Origin of the sequence: Gehongia tenuis (assembly GCF_014384795.1) — a bacterium.
Lineage (GTDB): Bacteria > Bacillota > Clostridia > Christensenellales > NSJ-53 > Gehongia > Gehongia tenuis.
The window spans coordinates 206,717-230,478 of sequence record NZ_JACRSR010000003.1 but is presented as its reverse complement, the minus strand read 5'-3'; the positions used below and the strand labels follow the sequence as shown (position 1 = coordinate 230,478).

At 56.4% G+C, this 23,762-nt stretch carries 23 protein-coding genes; 1 reads left to right on the top strand and 22 read right to left on the bottom strand.

Annotated elements, in window-relative coordinates; genetic code table 11:
- Window positions 1-251: 251 nt before the first annotated feature.
- The 21 genes from mnmA to spoVT form a co-directional block, all read right to left on the bottom strand.
- Window positions 252-1,334, bottom strand: a complete 1,083-nt coding sequence (gene mnmA / locus H8696_RS09020) for a tRNA 2-thiouridine(34) synthase MnmA (protein WP_249316875.1) — start codon at window positions 1,332-1,334, stop codon at window positions 252-254.
- Window positions 1,335-2,114, bottom strand: a complete 780-nt coding sequence (locus tag H8696_RS09015) for a GNAT family N-acetyltransferase (RefSeq protein ID WP_249316873.1) — start codon at window positions 2,112-2,114, stop codon at window positions 1,335-1,337.
- A 23-nt stretch (window positions 2,115-2,137) separates the two neighbouring features.
- Entirely contained in the window at window positions 2,138-2,386 is a 249-nt protein-coding gene (locus tag H8696_RS09010; protein WP_249316871.1) for a heavy-metal-associated domain-containing protein, read from the bottom strand.
- Window positions 2,387-2,454: 68 nt separating this feature from the next.
- Complete coding sequence (locus tag H8696_RS09005) at window positions 2,455-3,744, bottom strand: metal-dependent hydrolase family protein (RefSeq protein WP_249316869.1); 1,290 nt, start codon at window positions 3,742-3,744, stop codon at window positions 2,455-2,457.
- Window positions 3,745-3,814: 70 nt separating this feature from the next.
- A complete protein-coding gene (locus tag H8696_RS09000; protein ID WP_249316867.1) occupies window positions 3,815-4,786 on the bottom strand; it encodes a sugar phosphate isomerase/epimerase family protein in 972 nt (323 codons plus the stop codon).
- 145 nt (window positions 4,787-4,931) lie between these two features.
- The gene (gene purD / locus H8696_RS08995; RefSeq protein WP_249316865.1) at window positions 4,932-6,194 is read right to left on the bottom strand and encodes a phosphoribosylamine--glycine ligase; all 1,263 of its coding nucleotides are present in this window, start codon (window positions 6,192-6,194) and stop codon (window positions 4,932-4,934) included.
- Between the two features lie 54 nt (window positions 6,195-6,248).
- On the bottom strand, window positions 6,249-7,793 hold the full coding sequence (gene purH / locus H8696_RS08990) for a bifunctional phosphoribosylaminoimidazolecarboxamide formyltransferase/IMP cyclohydrolase (RefSeq protein WP_249316862.1): 1,545 nt from the start codon (window positions 7,791-7,793) through the stop codon (window positions 6,249-6,251).
- Window positions 7,786-8,424, bottom strand: a complete 639-nt coding sequence (gene purN / locus H8696_RS08985; RefSeq protein ID WP_249316891.1) for a phosphoribosylglycinamide formyltransferase — start codon at window positions 8,422-8,424, stop codon at window positions 7,786-7,788. The genes purH and purN overlap by 8 nt, the downstream gene beginning before the upstream one ends.
- Window positions 8,421-9,440, bottom strand: a complete 1,020-nt coding sequence (gene purM / locus H8696_RS08980; protein WP_249316859.1) for a phosphoribosylformylglycinamidine cyclo-ligase — start codon at window positions 9,438-9,440, stop codon at window positions 8,421-8,423. Before purM ends, purN begins: the two co-directional genes overlap by 4 nt.
- A gap of 11 nt (window positions 9,441-9,451) precedes the next feature.
- Window positions 9,452-9,949 (bottom strand): 5-(carboxyamino)imidazole ribonucleotide mutase, encoded by a 498-nt coding sequence (gene purE, locus H8696_RS08975; RefSeq protein WP_249316856.1) that lies wholly within the window; start codon window positions 9,947-9,949, stop codon window positions 9,452-9,454.
- A gap of 72 nt (window positions 9,950-10,021) precedes the next feature.
- A complete protein-coding gene (locus H8696_RS08970) occupies window positions 10,022-11,338 on the bottom strand; it encodes an NCS2 family permease (RefSeq protein WP_249316853.1) in 1,317 nt (438 codons plus the stop codon).
- Between the two features lie 98 nt (window positions 11,339-11,436).
- Window positions 11,437-12,729 carry a nickel pincer cofactor biosynthesis protein LarC gene (gene larC / locus H8696_RS08965; protein WP_249316850.1) on the bottom strand — a complete coding sequence of 431 codons (1,293 nt, stop codon included), beginning with the start codon at window positions 12,727-12,729 and terminating at the stop codon, window positions 11,437-11,439.
- A 14-nt stretch (window positions 12,730-12,743) separates the two neighbouring features.
- Window positions 12,744-13,505: a nickel pincer cofactor biosynthesis protein LarB gene (larB, locus tag H8696_RS08960; RefSeq protein ID WP_249316848.1), complete on the bottom strand. Its 762-nt coding sequence runs from the start codon at window positions 13,503-13,505 to the stop codon at window positions 12,744-12,746.
- Window positions 13,502-14,323, bottom strand: a complete 822-nt coding sequence (gene larE / locus H8696_RS08955; protein ID WP_249316834.1) for an ATP-dependent sacrificial sulfur transferase LarE — start codon at window positions 14,321-14,323, stop codon at window positions 13,502-13,504. The genes larB and larE overlap by 4 nt, the downstream gene beginning before the upstream one ends.
- Before the next feature lie 95 nt (window positions 14,324-14,418).
- Complete coding sequence (gene radA, locus H8696_RS08950) at window positions 14,419-15,789, bottom strand: DNA repair protein RadA (protein WP_249316833.1); 1,371 nt, start codon at window positions 15,787-15,789, stop codon at window positions 14,419-14,421.
- Window positions 15,789-17,039 (bottom strand): 2-C-methyl-D-erythritol 4-phosphate cytidylyltransferase, encoded by a 1,251-nt coding sequence (ispD, locus tag H8696_RS08945; protein WP_249316832.1) that lies wholly within the window; start codon window positions 17,037-17,039, stop codon window positions 15,789-15,791. Before ispD ends, radA begins: the two co-directional genes overlap by 1 nt.
- On the bottom strand, window positions 17,036-17,278 hold the full coding sequence (locus H8696_RS08940) for an RNA-binding S4 domain-containing protein (protein WP_249316831.1): 243 nt from the start codon (window positions 17,276-17,278) through the stop codon (window positions 17,036-17,038). The genes ispD and H8696_RS08940 overlap by 4 nt, the downstream gene beginning before the upstream one ends.
- A gap of 56 nt (window positions 17,279-17,334) precedes the next feature.
- Window positions 17,335-17,607, bottom strand: coding sequence for an HU family DNA-binding protein (locus H8696_RS08935; RefSeq protein WP_249316830.1), 273 nt, complete (start codon window positions 17,605-17,607; stop codon window positions 17,335-17,337).
- Window positions 17,608-17,719: 112 nt separating this feature from the next.
- Entirely contained in the window at window positions 17,720-19,165 is a 1,446-nt protein-coding gene (mazG, locus tag H8696_RS08930) for a nucleoside triphosphate pyrophosphohydrolase (RefSeq protein WP_249316828.1), read from the bottom strand.
- Between the two features lie 13 nt (window positions 19,166-19,178).
- Complete coding sequence (locus H8696_RS08925) at window positions 19,179-20,798, bottom strand: putative polysaccharide biosynthesis protein (protein WP_249316826.1); 1,620 nt, start codon at window positions 20,796-20,798, stop codon at window positions 19,179-19,181.
- Window positions 20,799-20,937: 139 nt separating this feature from the next.
- Window positions 20,938-21,492 carry a stage V sporulation protein T gene (spoVT, locus tag H8696_RS08920; RefSeq protein ID WP_283244954.1) on the bottom strand — a complete coding sequence of 185 codons (555 nt, stop codon included), beginning with the start codon at window positions 21,490-21,492 and terminating at the stop codon, window positions 20,938-20,940.
- A gap of 209 nt (window positions 21,493-21,701) precedes the next feature.
- Here spoVT and H8696_RS08915 point away from each other — a divergent pair, with 209 nt between their 5' ends.
- Entirely contained in the window at window positions 21,702-23,177 is a 1,476-nt protein-coding gene (locus H8696_RS08915) for an MBL fold metallo-hydrolase (RefSeq protein ID WP_249316824.1), read from the top strand.
- Here the strand turns inward: H8696_RS08915 and H8696_RS08910 are convergent.
- Window positions 23,174-23,626 (bottom strand): Lrp/AsnC family transcriptional regulator, encoded by a 453-nt coding sequence (locus H8696_RS08910; RefSeq protein WP_249316820.1) that lies wholly within the window; start codon window positions 23,624-23,626, stop codon window positions 23,174-23,176. The two genes, H8696_RS08915 and H8696_RS08910, sit on opposite strands and share 4 nt — an antisense overlap.
- Window positions 23,627-23,762: the final 136 nt, after the last annotated feature.

The window sequence follows — 23,762 nt, the reverse complement described above, 5'->3', positions numbered from 1 at the left end:
TGAGCCAGGATCAAACTCTTCTGTTTAAATCCTTCTCATTCTTTGGCTATCTTCCAATAGCCCGGAATTGACTTCGTCTTTTTCCTTGTCTTCCCTACACTATGTTGTTTTCAAGGTCCTTCCCCAGCCCTTCGCTTCGCTTCGGGCACGTCCGCTCCTCGAAGCGGCTTTATTATCTTACCAAACTACCTCCCTATTGTCAATAGATTTTTTGACAGGATTCATGGAAAATTTCCCCTGACGGACCGCTTCTATTCTGTCCATTTTTTCTCAATAATACCCCCGCCGAGACAAATTTCTCCATCATACAGCACCAGCGACTGTCCCGGTGTCACCGCACGCTGCGGCCGATCAAAATGAACCTTTACGGTATTCCCCGCCAAAACCTCCACTTCACAGGATTGGTCGGGCTGACGGTAACGGGTTTTGGCAGAGCATCGAAAAACATTCCGTTCCGGCGCCTTTAGGATCCAGTTCATGCCGGATGCCTCCAGTCCATTGCTGTAGAGCCTCGGATGATCCTTCCCCTGGGCGACATAAAGCACATTCTTCTCCACATCCTTATCAACGACGAACCAAGCCTCACCGCTGCCCACGCCGCCGATGCCAAGACCTTTTCGCTGACCCAGCGTATAGTACATGGCTCCTTCGTGGCTTCCGACACATTCCCCGTTCAGCGTACAGATGGGACCTGGCTGGGCAGGAAGGTATTTGGCAAGAAATGCACGAAAATTCCGCTCACCAATAAAGCATATGCCCGTGCTGTCCTTTTTGTCCGCCGTCACCAGCCCATATTCCTGAGCGATCCTCCGAACTTCCGACTTTTGCATGGAACCAATGGGAAACAGAGTCTTTGAAAGGGCGTTCTGACCCAGAAGATTGAGAAAATAGGTCTGATCCTTGCCGGCATCCATGCCCTTCAACAATTCAACGCCTTGAGGCGTTTGATGAACTCTGGCATAGTGGCCGGTGGCCACATAGTCGGCGTCCAGCTTCATAGCAAAATCCAAAAAGGCCTTAAATTTGATCTCTTTGTTGCACAGGACATCGGGATTGGGAGTGCGCCCCCTGCGATACTCCTCAAGAAAATAAGCAAAGACCCGGTCCCAATATTCCTTTGCGAAGTTCACCGTATAGTAGGGAATGCCGATCTTCTGACAGACCCGGCGCACATCGTCATAATCATCCACCGCGCTGCAGACGCCGTTTTCGTCGTTCTCCTCCCAGTTGACCATGAAAGCGCCAAGAACATCGTAGCCCTGTTCCTTAAGCAGCAGGGCTGCAACCGAAGAATCCACGCCGCCGGAAATACCCACCACCACGCGCTTGCCCATCTAATCCACCTTCCTTTCCCCTACCTCAAAGGCGGGGTAAGGCAGGATTTTTCCGTATCCCAGGCTCTGCGCCAAACATGCCGATACTCTGTGTGCCGCGTCCCAGTTGGGCCGGATGCGCTTTTGGATGCATTCAAGAATGAGTGCCGCGGATACCGCCTTGGCCAGTCCCCGTTTCCGGAAATCCTTGCGGGTGGTTACCTGAATCTCGATTTCACCCCTGCAAATCCCATAGGAAGCCGCGCCGGCTACAATTTCGCCTTTGCACAGGGCGCACATTCCCAGGCCCCGCCTCGCAAAATCCAAGGGGGAGTCGAACTGTTCCACCCATTCCCTGCACCATGCGTGGCGCAAAGCTTCCTCTGCCAGCTGAGCGTCCAAAGGCGCCAAGCGGCAGCCTTCCGGCAGGGTCCGGGTCATCGCGGTGAGGCGATCCTCATCAAAATGGGTACTCTTTTGTTCCAAAGCGTAGCGTTCGATCTGACGAATGCGGTCCCCATAGATTTCCCGAACAATTAAATGCCAATCTTCACTTTGACATACCAGAACCGTGCCATCCGCGGCTCCGTCGACCAACTCCCGAGCCCCTTCGCTTCGGGGATCCCCGCCCAAAAACCAGAAATCACCGAGAGAAATTCGGGCGGCACGATACCATCGAGTCGTGTCGTCCGCCCAAACCTCACCCATAGCACCCTCCAGGGCTCCGCGGATGATCACCTCGTCCATACCAAGAAAGAGTGTGCTCACCCTTTGAGTATCCGGTGGATTCAACCTCAACATTGTAACCGTCCTTTACTCCATCGTCATGCCTCCACGGTGGGGCCGCCTTCCCGGGTGATGCCGGTGACCTGATAGCCCTCGGCCTCCACCGCATCCTTCAGCGCCTTATCCTCCAGTTCCGCCTTCAAATTGACAAAAGCGGCACCGGCGTTGACCCGCACACGGACCTCCTCCACCTCGGGCAGCGCCTCCAAAGCCCGCTGCACCGCCATGGCGCAATGATCACAGGTCATGCCGTCGATGGCAATTTTTCTTTCCTTAAAATGAGTCATGCTAATTCCTCCTGACAAAATATTGGGTTTCCCCACACTGAGTTTGCCAAAAGGAAAAGCTTTTTAAACTACCAGGAGATAAACGTGCCGCCGGCAAGGGCCACATCCGGCCCCGCCGGATTGAAATCAGCCCGCAGACCCTTGAAACGGGCACGGATCACCGAACCGCCCTTGATGACCACAAGAATGTCGCGCAGATCCTCAATACGCTCGTCCGGCCTGCCCTGAATCGCGATCACATCGGCAGCTTTGCCCGCCTCCAGCGTGCCCGTTTCCTCCAGCACACCGCAAAGCTTTGCCGAATTTTGGGTCGCTGCCTGAATCGCTTCCAACGGCGAGAGCCCCACTTCCGTAAAAAGCTCCACCTCACGAATAGTGGCCGTGGTACCTTCAAAGGGGTCGGAGGGCAGCAGGTCCGTGCCGCAGCAGATCGTCACACCCGCCCTCACCGCGTTGCGGATGGAATCCTTATGGGCCTTTTGGGCCAGAGCCAGCTTCTCCAGCTGATAAGCGGGACTGCCGTGGGCCATCAGATACTCATTGGCACTGGACACACAAAGGGTGGGCACAAGATAGGTGCCCGCCTCCGCCATCATTGCCGCCGTTTCCTCGTCCATGAAATAAGCGTGCTCCACGCTGTCCACGCCAAGGCGCACCGCATCTCGAATGGGGCCATCCCCGCCGAGATGGGCGGCCACCTTCTTGCCCGCGCCGTGGGCCACCTCCACCACCGCCTGGATTTCGTCATCCATCATTTGTTTGTCGGCAATCCCCTCATGGGGACTGGCCAGGCCGCCGCTGAGGCCGATCTTAATGAGATCAGCACCCTTCTTGAGCTCGTTTCGGGCCGCTCTGCGGAATTCAGCGGCCCCGCTGCACTCCATGGATCCAGGATCGTTGTTGCCGTGACCTCCGGTGGCGATGATAATGGGGCCTGCCGCCAGCACCCGGGGGCCCATCAGCATACCCTTTTCCACCGCCTTTTTCACCGCATAGTCGGCGCCGCCATCCATGCCTACGCAGCGCACCGTGGTCACGCCGTTCACCAGCGCCTCCGCGGCACGCCGATAGGACACCATCGCCCGGTAGGCGGGCCCGAATTCATCCACCTTGTAATCCTTGTAGGGCAAGTTTAGATCAAGATGAGCATGGCAGTTGAAGAGCCCCGGCAGAAGCGTCAATCCACTGACATCCACCACTGAATCCTCCGCCGCTGGCTCCGGCGCCCCTTCTGCCGTCCCCGCATAGAGAATTCTGCCCTCCCTTACGGCCAGCACCCCGTTCTCCACGGCTTTTCTGCCGGTGCCATCCACCAGTCGTCCGCCCCGATAATAGGTTGTCTTTGCGATCCGTTCCATAGCCTTCTCCTTCCTAATAAAAAGGGCAGGAAATGCAAGCGCATTTCCTGCCCACGGGTCCTGAGGTAAATTAGGCCCAGAAAGCTACGCCGCGATCCTCGTAGATCAGGCACTGTTTCATGAAGGCCACAGCCTTTTCGAGACCCTCGGTGGGGCTCATCAGGGCATCCTCGTGCTCAATGGAGATCACATCGTCATAGCCGACCATGCGCAGGTTGGAAATGATATCCCTCCAAATCTGCATGTCGTGGCCATAACCGATGGTCCGGAAGATCCAGGAACGATGACGCTCGTCAGCCAGGTTCTTCGTATCCAGTACGCCATTCTGCGCGCAGTTGATGGCGTCGATCTTGGTGTCCTTGGCATGGAAATGATACAGCGCGCCGGCATCGCCCAGGGTGCGGATGGCCGCCAGAATATCGATGCCCTGCCAGAACAGATGGCTGGGATCCAGGTTGGCGCCCAGGATCGGGCCCACGGCGTCACGGAGTCTCAAGCAGGTCTCAGGATTGTACACACAGAAACCGGGATGCATTTCAAAGGCGATCTGCTCGATACCATGATCCATGGCGTACTTGCCCATCTTCTCCCAGTAGGGGATCAGCACGTCGTTCCACTGATACTCAAGAACCTTGGGATAGTCGTCCGGCCAGGCGCAGACCACCCAGCTGGGCATTTTGCCGTCGGGATCGGTGCCGGGGCAGCCGGAGAAACCGACGATACGCTTGATACCCAAGCGCTCAGCCACCAGGATAGCCTCTTCCATGTCGCGGTGATAGGCCTCGGCAATTTCCTTGGTGGGATGCACCGGGTTGCCGTGGCAGGCCAGCGCCGCAATATGGATGTTGTATTTCTTGGCCAGTTCACCGATCTTATCGATGTCGCTGGGGTTTTTGAGCAGTTCAGCAGGATTCACGTGGGCCTTGCCCGGGAAACCGCCGGAACCAAGCTCCACAGCGTCAACGCCGATCTTATTGAAGTACTGGAACATTTCTTCCATGGTCATGTCAGCCAAAGCGGCCGAGAGAACACCTAGTTTCATTGCACATTCCTCCTTCGATTCTTGTCCCCACTATTATATACCACCCCGGTCCATTTTCAAAGCCTTTTCTTGTTTCGAAAACCATAGAAAAAGAGCGAGGGCGGCTTCTCAAAAAAAACGAACATTTTTGCCCAATCATTCCCTTTTAGGCCTTGGCCCCGATATCCCGGCGGCAGAAGGCGCCCTCAAAACGGATGCGGTCCGCGGCCTCATAGGCCCGCCCGATGGCGTCCGCCATGGTTCTGCCCCGGGCCGTAACGCCCAGGACCCGGCCGCCGGAGGTCAAAATCTTTCCGCCGTCCAGCTTCGTTCCGGCATGGAAGACGATCACACCCTCCATCGCCATCGCCTCCTCAAGGCCTTCGATGGGATAGCCGGTCTTGTAGCTGACCGGGTACCCGCCGGAAGCCATCACCACGCACACCGCGGGTTTTTCCTCCCAGTCGATCTCGGCCTCGTCCAATCTGCCCTCCGTGATCTTCCAGAAGATATCAAAGAGATCGCCTTTCAGCCTTGGCAGCACCACCTGGGTCTCGGGATCACCGAACCGGGCGTTGTATTCCAGGACCTTGGGACCATCCTTTGTCAGCATAAGGCCAAAGAACAGAATGCCCTTGAAGGGGCAGCCTTCCGACTCCATGGCTCTCAGGGTGGGCAGAAAAATCTTTTCCATAGCCTCGTCGGCCAATGCCCTGGTATAGTGGCGGGTGGGGGAGAAAGTACCCATGCCGCCGGTATTGGGGCCCTTATCTCCATCCATTGCCCGTTTGTGGTCCTGGGCGCTGACCATGGGCACCAAATGCTTGCCGTCGGCAAAGGCCAAAACGGAAACCTCCGGCCCTTCCATGAACTCCTCCACGATCATGCGGTTCCCCGCCGCGCCAAAGGCCTTGTCCACCATCAGGCTTTGGACGCCGGCCTTGGCCTCCTCATAATCCTGGCAGATGAGAACCCCCTTGCCAAGGGCCAGGCCATCCGCCTTGAGGACCGTAGGATAGCTCGCACTTTTCAGATACTCCACCGCTGCATCGGGGTCCTCAAAAACCTCGTAGGCCGCCGTGGGGATGTGATATTTTTTCATGAGCTCTTTGGAGAACACCTTGGAGGCCTCAATTTGAGCTGCCGCCTTGTTCGGTCCAAAGGCGCGAAATCCCGCCGCCTCGATGGCGTCCACCATGCCAAGGGCCAGCGGATCGTCGGGTGCGACCACCGTGAGATCAAATTTTTCCCGCTTCACCAGCTCCACCATGCCCTCGATATCCGTGGCCTTCACGTCCACGCAGGTGGCCAAGGAAGCGATGCCGCCGTTACCCGGCGCACAGTAGATCTCATTCACCCGAGGGCTTTGGGCCAGCTTCCATACGATGGCGTGCTCCCGGCCGCCGGAGCCCACAACTAAAACCTTCATGTTTTTTCCCTCCTCAGAAATAAAGGGCTTCATTCGAAGCCCTTTTGCATGAACTCAGTGTTTGAAGTGCCGCATGCCGGTGAAGACCATGGCGATACCCGCCTCGTCGCAGGCATCGATGGAATCCTGATCCCTGATGGATCCGCCGGGCTGGATGATGCAGGTGATGCCCGCCTTGGCCGCCGCCTTGGCACAGTCATCGAAGGGGAAGAACGCGTCGGAGGCCAGCGCCGCGCCCACGACCCGCTCGCCGCTGCGCTCAATGGCCGATTCAGTGGCCCAGATCCGGTTCACCTGACCCGGCCCGATGCCCAGAGACTGACCGTCCTTGGCGATGGCAATGCCGTTGGACTTGGTGTGCTTGACGATCTTCATGGCGAAAAGCATGTCCGCCATCTGTTTTTCCGTGGGCTGGGTCTTGGTGACCACCTTGAGATCGTCCTCATTCAAAAGCACCCGATCCCGCTCCTGGACCAAAAGCCCGCCGGAGACCTTCTTCATATCGTAGCCTTCGGGCTGACGCTCGCCTATGGACGCGAGCTGCAAAACCCGAAGATTCTTCTTCTTTTTGAGGACCGCCAGTGCCTCCTCGGTGTAGGAGGGCGCCACGATGATTTCAAGGAAAATTTCCGCCATCTTCTTTGCCGTGGGTTCATCCACCTCGGTGTTGGTCACCACGATGCCGCCAAAGATGGATACGGGATCCGCTTCATAAGCCTTGGTGTAGGCCTCAAAAACCGTGTCCGCAACGCCCACGCCGCAGGGATTGGCGTGCTTGCAGCCCACCACGGCGATCTCGCCATCGAATTCCTTCAAAAGATCCAGCGCGCCGTTGGTGTCGTTGATGTTGTTGTAGGAAAGCTCCTTGCCATTCAGCTGCACTGCATCAGGCAAACAGGCGGGAAGCTTTCCGATTTCCTTATAAAAAGCTGCCTTCTGGTGAGGATTCTCACCGTAGCGCATGCCCTGTGCCAGCTTATAGGTGAGGGTGAGCCGCTCGGGGAAGGAGTCGTCGCCCCGCACCTTCTTCAGATAATCGGCGATCATGGCGTCATAGGCCGCCGTGGTCTCAAAGACCTTGTAGCAAAGATCCAGCTTGGTCTTGGCGGAAACATCGCCGGTCTGTTTGATCTCCTGGAGCACCACTTCGTAGTCCGCCGGGTCCACCACCACCGCCACATCCTGATGATTTTTGGCCGCAGCACGGATCATGGTCGGCCCGCCAATGTCAATGTTTTCGATGGCCTCCGCAAAGCTCACGCCTTCCTTCATGATGGTGGCCTCAAAGGGATAGAGGTTGACGACCACAAGATCGATGGGCGTGATGCCAAGTTCCTCAATACGCTTCATGTGCTCCGGATTGCCGCGCATGGCAAGAAGGCCGCCGTGAATGGCGGGATGGAGGGTCTTCACCCGTCCATCCAGGCATTCGGGGAAGCCGGTCACCTCGCTGATGCCGATCACCGGAATACCCGCGTCCTTTAAAGCCTTCGCCGTTCCGCCGGTGGAGACGATTTCAATGCCAAGACCCGAGAGTTCCCCGGCCAATTCAACAATGCCCGTTTTGTCCGAAACGCTGATGAGTGCTCTTTTAACCATGATGTTCCTCCTTTGGTAATACCGTCACTTTCCGGCCCTCCACATGGAGCCGGTCCTCACAAAACAGTCTGACTGCCCTGGGCAGCAGGCGGTGTTCCACGCCCATAACACGCTCCTGCAGGCTTTCCGCAGTGTCTTCATCCGCCACGGGCACCACGCCCTGGAAGATAATGGGGCCCGTATCGGTGCCCGTATCCACAAAGTGGATGGTGCATCCCGACACCTTGCAGCCGTAATCCAGTACCGACTGATGCACCTTCAGGCCGTAAAACCCTTTTCCGCAGAAGCTGGGAATGAGTGCGGGATGGGTATTGATGATGGCGTTCGGATATTGGGCCACCGTAACCCCCGGCACGATCCCAAGATAGCCCGCCAGCACAATAAGATCGGGCTTCAGCCGGGTCAGCGCCTCGTGACGGGCAGCCTGACATTCCGCCATCGACGCAAAGTCCGCTTTGGGAATGGCCTCCCCCGCTATGCCGTGCTTTTTCGCCCGTTCCAGCGCGTAGGCCCTGCGGCTTGAAGAAATGACGCCCACGATCTCGCCGGGGATTTCTCCTTTCTCACAGCCATCGATCAACGTCTGCAGATTGGTTCCGCCGCCGGAGACCATCACCGCAATTCGTTTCATGCCCATATTACTTCTCCATCACCGCAAACCACATCGCCGATGATATAATTTTTGAGATTCAGTTCGCTGAGCGCCTCGCAGATGCCGTCCACATCCCGGGGCGCCACCGCGGCAACCATACCGATACCCATGTTGAAGGTATTGTACAGCACATCGTCCGTCAGATCCCCGGCCTTTTTGAGCACATCGAAGATGGGCAGAATATCCCAGCTGCCCTTTTTGATCCGAGGCGACAAGCCCTGCGGAATCATCCGGGGAATATTTTCAATAAAACCGCCGCCGGTGATATGGGCGAGACCCTTCACCTCCGCCGCAGCCATCATGGCGGTCACAGCGTCCACATAGATGCGGGTGGGCGTGAGCAGCGCCTCCCCTACGGTGCAGCCCAGCTCATCCACTTTTTTAAAGAGGTCCTTATCCTCCTTCATCATGAGCTTTCGCACCAGGGAAAAACCGTTGGAATGGACGCCCGTGGATGCGATGCCGACGAGCACGTCCCCTTCCCGGATATTTTTGCCGGTGACGGCGCGGGGCACATCCACTAGACCCACTGCAAATCCGGCAAGATCGTATTCACCTTCGGGGTAGAAGCCGGGCATTTCCGCCGTCTCCCCGCCGATGAGGGCACAATGGGCTTCGCGGCAGCCTTCCGCCACGCCCTTCACGATGTCTGCCGCCTTGGCAGGCTCCAGTTTGCCCGTAGCTAAATAATCGAGGAAAAACAGCGGCCTCGCACCCTGGCAGGCCACATCGTTCACGCACATGGCCACACAGTCGATGCCCACCGTGTCATGCTTATCCATCACGAAAGCCAGCTTCAGCTTGGTTCCCACACCGTCGGTGCCCGCAACCAGCGCCGGTTCCGATCCGAGTCCGTCCAGGCGATAGATGCCGCCAAAGCCGCCAAGATCGGTGAGCACATTGTCATTCAGCGTTTTTTTCACATGCTCCTTCATGAGCCGAACCGCTTCGTATCCCGCGTGGACGTCCACGCCCGCGTCCTTATAGGTTATCATGGAAATCCTCCTTACAGTTCGCTGATGCGGCGGTCCACAGACTCCTGCGCCGTGACCATGGCCTTTTTCATGGAGGCCCGATGCTCGGCCAGTTTGCCCGCCAATTTTTCATCCCGGATGGCCAACATTTCAATGGCCAAAAGCGCCGCGTTCTCCGCACCGTTGATACCCACCGTCGCAACGGGAATTCCGGTCGGCATCTGCACGATGGAAAAAAGTGCATCCATGCCGTCCAGTACCGACGCCTTGACGGGAATACCAATGACGGGCAGCGTGGTGTGGGCGGCCAGAACGCCGGGCAGATGGGCAGCCTTGCCGGCGGCCGCAATGATCACGTCGATTCCATTCTCCCGAGCACTCTTGGCATAGGCCGCCGCCTCATCGGGCGTGCGGTGGGCCGAAAGCACCTTCACCTCAAAATCGAGCTCAAACTTTTTCAGCAGCCGAATCATGCCTTCCAGCGTTGTCAGGTCACTTTGCGAACCCATAACCACAGCAATTTTGGACATTGAATCATTTCCTCCTTTAAGGCTGAAAAGCCCGGCGGCTTGTCCCACCGCCGAGCTTCTCGCCATTATTCATTACACATTGATCAAAATATACCGCAGGATAAAGATTGCTGAGAGGATATACATCAGCACGGGAATCTCCTTGAACTTGCCGCGGCACATCTTCACCACGGTGTAGGAGATGAAACCAAAGCCGATACCTTCGGCGATGGAGTAGGCCAAAGGCATGATCGCGATGGTCATGAAGGCCGGGAATGCATCCTCAAAATTGTGCCAGTCAATGTTCTTCACTACAGCCAGCATCAGCACACCCACGATGATGAGGGCGGGAGCGGTGGCGGCGGAAGGAATGATGCCCGCGATGGGAGCCAGCAAAATGGCTACCAGGAACAGCACACCCACGATTACGGAAGTAAGGCCCGTGCGGCCGCCTTCACTGATGCCGGTGGAGGATTCCACAAAGGTGGTCACCGTGGAGGTGCCCAGGCAGGCGCCGGCCATGGTGGCGATGGCGTCAGCGATAAGCGCACGGTCACCGCGGGGCAGGTTGCCGTCCTTATCCAGCATACCGTTGCGGTTGGCGGTGCCGATGAGCGTGCCCACCGTATCAAACATATCCACAACCGTGAAGGAGATAATGACCGTGATCAGCGCGAGCAGACCTTGGCTCATCAGGCCGCCGAAATCAAACTGGAAGAAGGTGGGGGCCAGCGAAATATCCGTCATCGTCAAAGAATCCGGGAAAACCGTAACCCCAAGAGGAATACCAATGATAGTGGATGCAACGATGCCAATGAAGATGGCACCCTTCACCTTAAAGGCCATCAAGACGCCGGTGATCAGAAGGCCGATCACCGCAAGCAGGGGTCCGCCGGCGGTGATGTTGCCAAGACCGGGCGTGGCGCTGGCGGCATCCGCACCGCTAAAGGCGATGATGCCCGCGTTTTTAAGACCGACATATGCGATAAATAGTCCAATACCGGCGCCAATCGCGTTCTTCAAAACCATGGGGATGGAACGGATCAAAGCCTTGCGGAAGGGGCTTACGCTCAGAACGAAGAACAATGCGCCGGAAATGAGCACCAGCGTCAACGCCTGCTGCCAGGTATAGCCCATACCCAGGCACACCGTATACGTAAAGAACGCGTTGAGGCCCATGCCAGGCGCCTGTGCGAAGGGAAGGTTGGCCATGAATGCCGTCAGGAAACAGCCGATGGCAGCGCCGATACAGGTCGCCACCATGACAGACGAAGCACTCATACCCGTGGCTTCAAGCATACTGGGGTTGACGAAGATGATGTACGCCATTGCAAAGAAGATCGTGACGCCGGCCAAGATCTCTTTGCGTACCGTGGTGTTGTTTTCTTTGAGTCGAAACAATTTTTCCACCGCAATTTGCCTCCCTTTTTATATAGTGTAGAACATAGATTTATGATAACAAAACCCGCCGCCGTTGGCAACAGGTTTTGCTAACTTTTTATGAATTTCTACAATGAATGTTCGTCTTTACCCAGCGTTTTTTCTCCATAAGCGTAGAGCCTGCGGTAAATTTCCGGCAAAGGCAGATTTTTCTCCTGCGCGATGCGTTTAAGGTCCTCGTATTCCAAAGTGAATCCGTCCTTGGCCAGCTTGGCCCGGACCATACCCCAGGGCGTATCCAATTCCTTGAAACTTCGGGGAGCCACCTCCCGTTCCCATATGGAACTACGCACGCCCAGAGTGGTGCTCTCCTCCATCAAAATTTTTGTCAGATAAATCCTTTGCCCGGGCTCACAAACCACCGAGACCAGTACCCCAGGCCGGTTCTTCTTCATCATGACCTGCTGAAAGGTCACGTCGAGGGCGCCCTCCTCCATCAGCCGGTCCATCAAAAAGCCGAACATTTCGCCGGTCATATCGTCCAAATTGGCTTCCAGTACGGCCACCGTGCGGCCGGGAACCTCCTCTGTCTCCTCCGCCAGGGCAACCCGAAGGCAGTTCGCCACCTCAAAATCCTTGTGTCCGATACCGTATCCAAAGGCCTTCACCTGCATCACCGGCATGGATTCAAACTTGCCACAGTAGTGGGTCAGGATGGCCGCGCCGGTAGGTGTGGTCCGTTCACCCCTGCCTCCGGCATAGGTGGGCACGCCGATAAGAAGCTCCGCCGTGGCCGGCGCCGGAACAGGCATGATGCCATGGGCGCACTTCACGGTACCGCTGCCCACATTGACCGGTCCCGAGATCACACGCTCAATGCCAAGCATATCCATTAAAATAGCGCTGCCCACAATGTCCACCAGGGCGTCCACCGCACCCACCTCATGGAAATGCACCTCCTCGGGCGTGGTTCCATGGACATGCGCTTCGGCGTGCGCAAGTCTAAGAAAGATCGCGGAAGCGTGAACCTTTACCGGTCCGGGCAGACCGCTGTTCTCAAGAATCCGCAGGATATCGCTTAGGCCGCGATGCTGATGGTGATGATGGCCTCCATGCTCATGAGCATGCTCGTGCTCGTGTTCATGGCTGTGCGCATGCCCATGGTGGTGTTCTTCATCATGTTTTGCAATATCCACGTCCACACCGCCGTTCACCTGGCCGTCCAGAAGATCCACCCGCACCTTGGTGCCGGTAATGCCCATCTTCACATCCTTGCGGATGGTGATGCGGTATTCGTCCTCCAGCCCCAGCTGGGAAAGCCGCTTTAAGAACTCAGCCTGATCCGCGCCCAGGTCCAGCAGTGCGCCCAAGGTCATATCCCCGCTGATCCCGGAGTAGCAATCCATATATAGTGTTCTCACCCTCAAACCTCCTTTTATTTGGGTTCCGCCATTCGTCCTATGAGAGCCGCCTGATAGCCGCCTCCAAAGCCGTTGTCGATGTTGACCACACTGATGCCCGAAGCACAGCTGTTGATCATCGTAAGCAGGGCGGAAAGCCCGCCGAAATTTGCGCCATAGCCCACACTGGTGGGCACGGCGATTACCGGCGCCTCCACCAGGCCCGCAACCACCGAGGGGAGCGCTCCCTCCATGCCGGCCACCACCACCAGGCACTTGGCCTCCCGAAGCTTAGGCATTTGGGCCAGCAGACGGTGCAGACCCGCTACACCCACGTCGTAAATCCGTTCCACCTTCTGACCCATCGCCCAGGCCGTCACCGCCGCCTCCTCGGCCACGGGAAGATCGCTGGTGCCCGCCGCCACCACGGCAATAGGTCGCTCTGATTCCGCGATCTTGCCCTTCAGCACATGACAGATGCGTGCGGCTTCATGATAATGGGCCCAGGGATACAAAGCAGCCACCGCGTCATAGACTTCCCGGGAAGCGCGGGTCATCAAAATATTGTCCGTTCCTCCGGCCACCATATGAGAAGCGATGGCCGCACACTGCTCCACCGTCTTGCCCGCGCAGTAGATCACTTCGGGAAAGCCTACCCGAAGGCCTCGGTGGTGATCGATCTTGGCAAAGCCCAAATCCTCATAGGGCATGTTCCTGATTCGTTTCACCGCCTGGTCCAGGCTCACATGGCCCTCCTGATAGTCCTTCAGAAATTTCTTAAGCTCCTGTTCCGTCATGAACGTTCCTCCTTTGCCAAAGCGCTATTGAGGCTGCCCATGCGGTAACCCAATAGGTCCAGTGCTCCATATTTAAATCCAAGGCTTTTAAGGTAAGCGCCCGTTTCGTCAAGGAACTGCTCATTGAAGAAACGTCTGCGATCCCCCGGGTCCACCTCGATGCGGGCAATGGTGCCGTGATGGCGCACCCGTACATTGGAAAAGCCCTTCTTGAAAAAGTAGGCTTCCGCTCTCTCCACCTGCTCCAGGTTCTCCCTTGTCAGCGCTGTTCCATAGGGAATGCGGGAAGCGAGGCAGGCAAAAGCAGGCCTGTCCCAGGTTGGAAGATTCAGCCGTTTCGAGTTTGCCCGGATCTCCTCTTTGGACATGCCCACGGCTTCAAGAGGACTAAACACCGCCAGCTCCCGCACGGCTTGTCTGCCCGGCCGGTAATCGGACAAATCGTCCACATTACCGCCGTCCAAAAGATGGGAAAAGCCCGCCTTCCGGGCCTCCTCCCACAGGCGGGAGAAGATGGCCTTCTTGCAGTGATAGCAGCGGTCCGCTGGATTGGATGCGACCGCGTCCCTATCCAGCACGTCCAAATCCACTCTTTGGTGCTTTACGCCCAAGCGTCCGGCCAGTTCGCAGGCATCCCGCCGCTCCCATGCAGGCTGCAGCGGCGTCACCGCGCTCAGCGCCAGCGTCTTCTCCCCCAGCGCTTCCTTGCAGGCCGCAAGAAGATAGGTGCTGTCCACCCCGCCGGAGAAGGCTACCGCCGCATCGCCCAATTCTCTCAAATAGGTGATCAATTTCCCATGTTTATCCCATGCTTCCAAGTTCAAACCCTCCCTGAACAAGCATACCACAATCCCAGCCTTTTGCGTAGAGGGGAAACCAAAAAGAGGAGGCTTCCGCCTCCTCCGATAAAGCTCTATTTTTTAAAGATTGTGGCAAAGGCCTGGGCCACATGGCGTACCGAGAAAAGTTCCACGCCCTCCACCTTTTGGCTTGCGTGATGATGGGGCAGATAAATACGGTTGTAGCCCATCTTCCTGCATTCCATCACCCGCTTGTCCCCGTTCGGCACACCCCGGATCTCGCCGGTGAGGCCGACTTCGCCCAAAAACACCGTATCGTCGGGCAGCGGCTGATCCTTGAGGCTGGAAGCGATGGCCGCCAGGATGGCGAGATCCGCCGCCGGCTCGGTGAGCCGCATGCCGCCTGCCACGTTGATGTAAACATCCTGGCTGTTGAGCGGATAGAGGAGTTTTTTCTCCAGCACCGCCATCAACAGCATGGCACGATTGTAGTCCACGCCGTTTACCGTCCGCCGGGGCGCGGGGAACGCGGTCTTTGCCACCAGCGCCTGGACCTCCACCAGCATAGGCCGTGTGCCCTCCAGTGCGCAGAACACCGCCGAACCCGATGCCCCCCGGGTATGACGGGATAGCATCATGGCCGAGGGATTTTTGACCTCCACCATGCCCGTATCTACCATCTCAAAGACGCCGATCTCATTGGTGGACCCAAAGCGGTTCTTAACGCTGCGCAGGATGCGGTAGAGCTGGTGCCGCTCGCCTTCAAAGTAGAGCACCGTATCCACCATATGCTCAAGGACTCTGGGGCCGGCAATTGCACCCTCCTTGGTCACATGGCCCACCAAAAACACCGTGATCCCCTCGCCCTTCGCAATCCGAAGGAAGAAGGAGGTCACCGCCTTCACCTGGGACACACTGCCCGGTGCCGAGGTGAGGTTTGGGTCGTACAGAGTCTGAATGGAGTCGGCCACCACATAGTCGGGTTTCATGGAGGCGATGGCCGCTTCCAGCACGGTGATGTCCGTCTCAGGGAGGACATAGATCTTTTCGGCGTCGGCGCCCAGCCGTTCCGCCCGAAGCTTCACCTGGCGGGGTGATTCCTCGCCGGTGATATAGAGCACCGTTTTGCCCTGATTGGCAAGATTATGGGAGACCTGAAGCAGCAGCGTGGACTTGCCGATGCCGGGGTCGCCGCCCACTAGGACCAGCGAGCCGGCCACCGCACCGCCGCCCAGCACCCGGTCCAGTTCTCCAATCCCGGTGGATGTGCGGATCTGTTCCCCTGTTTCCACCTGGCTGAGACGCTGAGGCGCGGTGAAATTGACCGGCAGAGGACTCCTCTTTCCCGCACCGGATGGTGCCTCCGGCGCCCGAACCTCCTCTTCCAGCGTATTCCAGGCGCCGCAGTCCGGACATTTGCCCATCCACCTTGGCGTCTCGTAACCGCAGGCATTGCAAACAAAAACGGTCTTGGCCTTGGCCATCAGCTTTTTCCTCCCGTAATCAGGGCCGCAGCCTCCGCAGCGATGCCTTCCTCCCGGCCGGCAAAGCCCATTTTTTCCGTGGTGGTAGCCTTGACCGAGATGCGATTTTCGTCCACGTCCAAGGCCTCCGCCATATTTTTTTCCATAGCCTCCCGATAGGGCGCAAGTTTGGGCCGTTGCGCAATGATGGTCGCGTCCACATTGCCAATCTCATATCCAGCCCTCCGAAGCAGCTCACCCACTTCCCGCATCAGCTTAAGGGAGGATATGCCTCGATACCGTTCATCGCTATCAGGAAAAAGCTTGCCAATATCGCCAAGCTTGGCGGCGCCAAGCAGCGCATCCATCACCGCATGAGCCAGGACATCCGCATCGGAATGGCCCAAAAGGCCCCACTCATGAGGAACCTCCACGCCACCCAAAATAAGCTTCCGCCCTTCCGTCAGCTTATGGGCATCATAACCCAAACCAATCCGCATTCTGGCCCCCCCCAGCAAGCCTTCCGCCCGGAGCAGGTCCTCCGGCGTGGTCAGCTTAAAATTGTTTTCATCTCCAGCACAAAGGCGCACCCTGTGACCTGCCTTTTCCATGACGGCCGCATCATCAGTGGTCTGCCATCCCTCCCGCTCCGCTCTTTCATAAGCAGCAGCAAGCTCGCTGTATCGGAAGGCCTGAGGCGTCTGCATTGCCCAAAGAGCTGTGCGGTCCAGCGTTTCCGTCACCTGTCCGTCGGCCACCATTTTCACCGTGTCTTTAACGGGCACTGCGGCCACCGCGGATCCGTGATCCGCCACACCGTCAATACAGCGGCTGATCACCTCCGGAGTTACCATGCACCGGGCGCCGTCATGCACCAGAACACCCCGCACCCGCGGCATGATCCCAAGCCCGCGTGCCACCGACTGTTGGCGAGTAGCGCCTCCTTCGGCCATAATCTCCACCTTGCTGATACCGAATTCACGCAGAAAACGTTGACAGATCTCCGCTTCTCCCGGCCCATAAACTAACGCGATACCATGGATCCCCGGATGTCTCTCAAAAGCCAGCAGGGTGCGCACCAGCACCGGGACTCCCGCAACACCCAAAAAAACCTTGTTGACCGGCGCACCCATGCGTTCGCCCCGGCCTGCAGCTACCACCAGCGCCCAGATCTCCCGCTCATAATCCCGACAAAAGGCCCCATGTCCCTGAGGCCCATGGGCTTCAGCATTTCTGGCGCTGTCAGAGGCTATAGCTTCGTTAAAAATCATGACAGCACCCGATAAAGATCGGCGGCCTGGGCCTTGCCAGCGTTTTCTATCACCTGCAAAATTTCATAGCGGGTGGTGCGCTCTCCCAGGGTAATCTCCAAAATATCACCCGGTTTGACTGCGGTCGACGCCTTGGCGGACCGACCGTTCAGCGAAACCTTGCCTGCATCACAAGCTTCGTTCGCTACGGTTCTTCGCTTAATGATTCTAGAAACCTTCAAAAATTTATCCAGCCGCATGTGAACCTCCTCGAAAAAAAAGGCCAGGCAATGCCTGACCTTTTATTCTGCACAAATTATTGTACGGAATCCTTCAGCACCTTGCCTGCCTTGAAAACGGGAGACTTGGAAGCAGGGATGATGATCTCTTCCTTGGTAGCGGGGTTACGGCCCTTGCGCTCGGCACGCTCACGCACTTCGAAGGTACCAAAACCCACCAGGGATACTTTTTCCTGCTTGGCCAGCGCTTCGGTTACAACAGAAACAAAAGAGCTAACAGCCTTTTCAGCATCCTTTTTGGACATACCGGCCTTCTCAGCGACGGCCACAACCAGTTCAGCTTTGTTCATTCGTTTGCCCTCCTTAAACTACTATCAGAAATGGTGAATCATTTATGATTCTTTCATAGAATGAGGTTATTATACACCATGGAACTCCCTTTGTACAAGCATTTTTAGCCATTTAGTGTTCAAATTCCTTGATCTTGTCCCAATAACCATCCAATTCCTCCAAAGAGCAGGCTTCCATGGCCTTTCCATCAGCTAAAACGGCCTTTTCCACGGCCTCAAAGCGGCGGATAAATTTGGCTACCGCCCCATCCAATGCCAATTCCGGCTCAATCTTCAGTTTTCTAAATACATTGACCACCGCAAACAGCAGATCCCCCAGTTCCTCCGTCAGGCGATTCCGATGCTTTGCGGCTTCCGGCAAAAGCTCAGCAACCTCAGACAGCTCCTCTTCGATTTTGGGGAAGGCCCCCTCCACATCCTGCCAATCAAAACCCGCCTGGGCCGCCTTTTTCTGCACCTTGTAGGCATACATGAGGGCGGGGAGATTCTTTGGAACCGATTCGATCACCTCGCTGTGCGTACGATGCCCGTAGCTCGTTTTCTTAATTTCTTCCCAGTTTTTAAGCACCGCATCCGCCGTCTCAGCGGTGACGCTACCAAAGATATGGGGGTGGCGTTCGATCATCTTCTTGCAGACCGCCGTGGTCACGTCACCAATATCAAAACCCTCCCGCTCCCGGCCGATCTCAGCATGGAATACCGCTTGAAGCAGCACGTCACCCAGTTCGTCAGCCAGCTTCATGTCATCCTTGCGGTCGATGGCATCCAGGGCCTCGTAGCACTCCTCAATCATGCAGGGCTTCAAGCTCTCGTGGGTCTGTTCCCGATCCCATGGACAGCCGCCCGGAGCTCGGAGCTTGGCAATAATGGCAACCAGATCGTAGAAATCATAACGCTGCCTTTCCCCTTCACTAAGTTTGGGTACGCCGATATGGGCGGTATGATCCAAATCCTTCTGCCGGTCCAAATCCTCAAGAGCGATGAGCCTAAGCTGATAACCGGACCCGTAAGCGATCCTGTGGCCTGCAGGATAGGTCTCCAGCAACTTCACCTTCACATCCCCCGCCAAAAGGGGGTTGTCCAGTTCGCGCACGAACAGTGTCTCCCGGCCGTCCAAAATGGCGTCCTTCACGTCCATGGCATTCATCACCCGATAAGCCCCCGAGCACCCGGCAAGAGCGCCAGCCCCAGCCAAACTGTCCACACCGGCCACAATGCCCACCGGAATGTCCCGCCGGCGAGCCACCTCAAGAAGGCGTTCAGCCACACCGTCTCCGTAGACGCCGCTTCCCAGCGCCCCGTACACCACGTCGCCATCCTCCACCGCTTCCATCACCCGAAGCGCTCCATTTTCCGCCAGAGTATCAAAATCTTCCGAGTCTCGATAGAGATCATCCAACGTCTCAAAGCCGATCCCCCGGGTGATGAGAGCCGCCGCTACAGGCAGCCTTCCGCTGTGCAGGATAATCCGCTTGTCCGTCTTCAAAACATCCAGCGCGCCCATCGTCAAACTGTCGCGGTCTCCCGCACCCAAACCCACAATCACAATCTTACCCACGGCTTCTACCCCCTTATTCTTTACGCAATAGATGGGTCTTTTCCAGAACCCTCGCCAGCTTGCCGCCGCCGGGCATGGCTTTCAAATCTCTGCGATTCACACCACCGGTGACCAGCAGCAAAAAACCATAGACAACGATGCCCACACAGATAGCCGCAGACGTGGCAACAGCGTTCCCCAAGGAGCCAACCAAAAGCTTATGGCATAACCACACCACCAGCCCCATACCCGCGGAAGCCAACAGCGGTCTCAGCAGCACTCGCTTCAGCCGAAAACGGGTGCGGGTTGCACTTTTTACGGCATACACGTTCAAAAGACCGGCTACACCATAGCATGCCGTGGAACTGATAGCAGCGCCCAAAATATTGATCTGCGGAATGCCAATTAAAATAAAGCTTAAAATGACCTTGACGATGCCTCCCATCAACAGATTCCTTAGGGGCACTCTCACCCTGCCCAGGCCCTGCAGAAAACCGGTCATCGTATGAAGCAGCGCCAAGAAAATGGTGCCTAGAGACATGATCTTAAGAAGATTGGCCGCCGTTTGATCCATCACCGGATCACTGGCACCAAACAGCAGCAGCATGATGGGCTCCGCCAGCACGAAAAATCCCATGGCTACCGGCAAAGAGATCATCATCGCAAGGCGCACACCCTGAATGGCGTTGCGCCGAATACCCTTAATGTTGCCCTGGGCCCGGTATGCGGAAATCGCGGGAACAAGGCTCATGGAGAGCGAGGTGGTCACCACAGCGGGGATGTTCACCAAAACATTGACCTTGTTGCCCATCAGCCCGTTCAGCGTGGTAGCCTGTTCGGCGCTGTAGCCCAAAAGATTCACCAGGCGGTTGGCCACGATACCCCCGTCGATCATGGTCACCAGCGGCATGATCACACTGGCCACAGTGGCCGGTATGGCCAATTTGGCCAGCCGGATAGCGATGCTTTTGGTGGATTCCTGACTCCTTCTTGGCATGGGCTTGGCCAGTTCATGAATGATGGAATGGCGCTGCTTAGCTTGTACCAGCATAAGATATAAAAGAGCCACCACCTCGCTCAGGGTGACGCCCACAAAGGCGCCGGCCACACCGTACTCCACACCCTTCGTCTGCCAGGCCGTGGCGAGCACCATGCCCATGCCCAGCTTGACCACCTGCTCCACCAGCTGGGAGATGGCCGTGGGCGCCATGTGCTGCCGGCCTTGAAAATAGCCTCGGTAGGCCGAGATGAGGGATACAAAAAACAAAGACGGTGCTAAAGTGATCAGCGAAAGGACCACATCCGGGTCCTTGTAGATGGTGGCAATGGTGTTTCGGAAGACCACGAGCAGTACGGTGGTGATCACACCGATCCAGAAAAGCAGATGGAAAGAAATCCGGAAGACGCGCCAGGCGCCCCGCTCATCATCCTTGGTGAGATGCTCCGCCACCAAAAAGGCGATGGCGGTAGGAATACCGCTGGAGGAAAGACCCAGCAAGATAGCATAGATGGGCGTGGCATGCTGATAAACTCCCATGCCGTAGTTGCCCAGAATCTGGGTCATGGGTATGCGGTAGAACATGCCGATGAACTTGCAGATGATGCCCGCGACGGCCAAAACGGCGGCGCCTCGGACAAAGGACTTTTTACTCATACGCACCTCACAAATCCATTGTATTATACCAAAGTTTAACGGGAAGCCAAAGCTTTTTTATGGGAAACTTGTCCTTTCCTAAGAAAAAGAGCCGACGGAAGAGTTATTCTCCTCCGTCAGCCCCCTTATCAAGCGGTCTTCAGCTCTCCATTTGACGGCCCATAAAACCCGCGGCTGTCTCCGCCACCTTCTGCTCCATGCTGCCCAGCTTGGTGCCGGAATCCTTCGTCAAAAGGACGACCGAACCGATGGCTTCGCCCTCGGCGATGATGGGCACGATCACTTCACCCTGGTAAGCCGCGTTCTCGTCCTCATCGCTGGTAATGTCATGAAAAGTACCTTCGTTGCGGTTGACAACGATGCTTTTGCGGCCCTCCATGATCTGTTCAAGATCGGTGGAGATGGCTTTGTCCCAAAGCTCCCGTTTGGGGGCGCCGGAAACGGCGATAACCACGTCCTTGTCGGTAATGACGGCAATATGCCCCATCGCCTGGTACAGCGACGCCGTGTACTCCTTGGCGAAATCAGCCAATTCCCCAATGGGCGAGTACTTCTTTAAAATAACCTCGCCGTCCCGATCGGTGAAGATCTCCAGCGGGTCGCCCTCGCGAATGCGCAGGGTGCGGCGGATCTCCTTGGGAATCACCACCCGGCCCAGTTCATCGATTCTGCGTACAATTCCTGTTGCTTTCAAATTTACGCCTCCTATTGCAAGTTCATCATGCACTTAGTATTGGACCAGCCCGGCATTTTATGCGCCTGAATCTTGAAGTTTTACCATGGGCTCATGGGCCAGCTCAACCTTATTATGGCGCGGCCTTCCAGATTTTATTGAGCCAAATCCTAGCAAAAAGTTGCCAATAAACGGATCTTTGCCTATGATGAGGAAAGGAGGGATTGTCCATGACCGTCAAAACTTACATGACCACCATGCCCAACAAATCCGGCGCCTTTCTGCTCGCGTCCAGGATCATTTGGAAACAGGGCGGGAACATCGTTCGGGTGAGCTACAACAAGGCCGTGGACATGCATGCTCTTTTCCTGGATATCCGGGCGGAGGAAGCCGCCCACGCGGCCATCGAACGGGAGCTGAGAGCCGTTGGATATTTGAGTAAAGCCGCTTGTGATGCGCGGGTGGTGATGGTGGAGCTGACTATCCCCGACGTGCCCGGCGCCGTGCTGCCCGCCCTCAAGGTGCTGGATCGTTACGACATCAATATCTCCTACATCAATTCCGAGGAAAACGGGACGGGCGTTCAGCATTTCCAAATGGGCCTTCTCATTGAAAATCCGGAGGTCATCAAAATGCTGCTGGACGATCTGGGCGAACTTTACCCCATCGATATCCTGGAATACGATGATGCAAAAATCCCACTGGACAACACCATCTTCTACATCCGGCTCGCCAGCGAAATGCGCACTCTTTTCGATCTTCCCCCCGCGGAGACCCAGGCATTCATCGCTGAAGCCAACCGTATTTTACAGCTGCTGCAAAAATCCGGTGAGAATCCTGGCAAGGTATTTGAATACATCCGCCGTTTTGCCCATTTCATAGCCGATCACCGCGGCCGTGCCTTTCAGCCTGAGATTGAGCGTATTCATCTTTCGCCCAAAGTCACCCTCCACAGCATCCAGCCGCCCTGCGGCAGCAATACCTATGTGCTGGAAACGGACAATGAGCTCGTGCTCATCGATACCGGCTATGCCCGCTTTTGGCCGGAAATGCAGGAGATCTTCCACACCCTTTTCGATAATTTTGAAAATCGGCTCTCACGCATTTATATCACCCATCCCGATGTGGACCACTGCGGACTTTTATCCATTCTGCCGGCACCCATTCATATCAATGAAAAAAGCGCCCGATTCTTCAGGCGCCAACGGCAGGGTCAACCCGATTACCGGGAGGCGAAAGGGTTTTGTTATGGATACACCAAACTGAACCGCATCATCTCCGGCTATGCTCCGCCGCCGGAGGAAAGAATGGTGCTGATGGATCAAAACACTCCGGAAGAGCACGGGGAACTCTATCCCCTTGGAAGTTTTGCCGTAGGAGATCTCATCTTCGACGTCCTTGAGGGCAGCGGCGGTCACGTTTATGGAGAAATGATCTTTTGGGAGCGGGAGGGCCGTGCCATTTTCACCGGAGACAATCTTGTAAATATCCAAGGGTTTTCCCCGGAACAGGCCGAATTTAACGCTCTTGCCCCCTATCTGATGACCAGTGTCAACGTGGATTCCCAAAAGGCCACCGCCATCCGCAGGGAGCTCATAACCCGCATCACCGCAATGGAGATTCGGACGGGAAAATCCTGCTTCATCTGCGGCGGGCATGGCCCGCTCTCCTTCCTGAAAGAAGGAAAACCGGTCAAGCTGGGTTAATTGGACAGCTCATGAGCCGGTTTTGCCAGCTCCCGCGGCTCCACCGCTGTTGAAAAAACGATCTGCGTCTCCGTGTCCCCAAAGCGCTGAAGAATACCAATAAAGGCGTCCAGCTCCTGGGTGCTCGGAAAGGCCACCTTGATCAGCATGGAATAGTGTCCCGTCACACAGCAGCATTCCAGCACATTGGGACAGGCTTCAATGAAAGGATAAAATTCTGGCTTCTGATCAGGCCGCACTCTGAGGTTGATGAAGGCCTTGACCGGATAATCCAGCTTCTGCAAATCCACCGAGGCATGGTAGCCGGTGATCACTCCCTCCTTCTCCAGCCGTGCGACCCGTGCCGCCGCGGCCGGTGAGGACAGGCAAACCTCCTGGGCCAACTGCTTCAAGGGCATGCGCCCATTTTGTACCAACAATGCTAAAATATCATAATCAATGGCGTCCATGAGGCACCTCCTTGGTTTCACTATAAAGGAAAAACAGGGAAATGTAAATGGATGGCCTTTTATTTTTTGTTCAGATCCGACACCTGGGCCCCTTTGTTCGGAACCCCACCTTATTTATTTAAGTATTTTTGCACAT